The organism is Brevibacterium sp. ZH18, from assembly GCF_022748595.1.
Lineage (GTDB): Bacteria > Actinomycetota > Actinomycetes > Actinomycetales > Brevibacteriaceae > Brevibacterium.
Map to the genome: position 1 here is coordinate 1 of NZ_JALDSX010000125.1, position 311 is coordinate 311.

Annotated in this window: 1 rRNA gene; it reads right to left on the reverse strand. The window is 54.7% G+C overall.

What is annotated here, in order from left to right:
* Positions 1 to 240: 240 nt before the first annotated feature.
* Positions 241 to 311, reverse strand: a 16S ribosomal RNA gene (locus MPN20_RS17225); the annotation flags it as partial.

Here is a 311-nt window from a genome sequence, read left to right on the forward strand (position 1 = left end):
GTGCAGCATCAGACCTGGGTCGGTCCATTGGCGAAACCACGAACCCACACACAAGTGCGTGGGGTTTGTGATTCCAGGACCCAATAACGTATTCGCTCTAGCCCACCGATCCCAACCCAACACACAGCAGATACCGCGGCCAAGCCAAAACGATGAGCGAAGATAATGATGTTCCACCCTTGAGCACCCACCAACACCACAAACGGGCATTGAGGCGGGGTTCTTATGTGTGCTCCTTAGAAAGGAGGTGATCCAGCCGCACCTTCCGGTACGGCTACCTTGTTACGACTTAGTCCCAATCACCAGTCCCA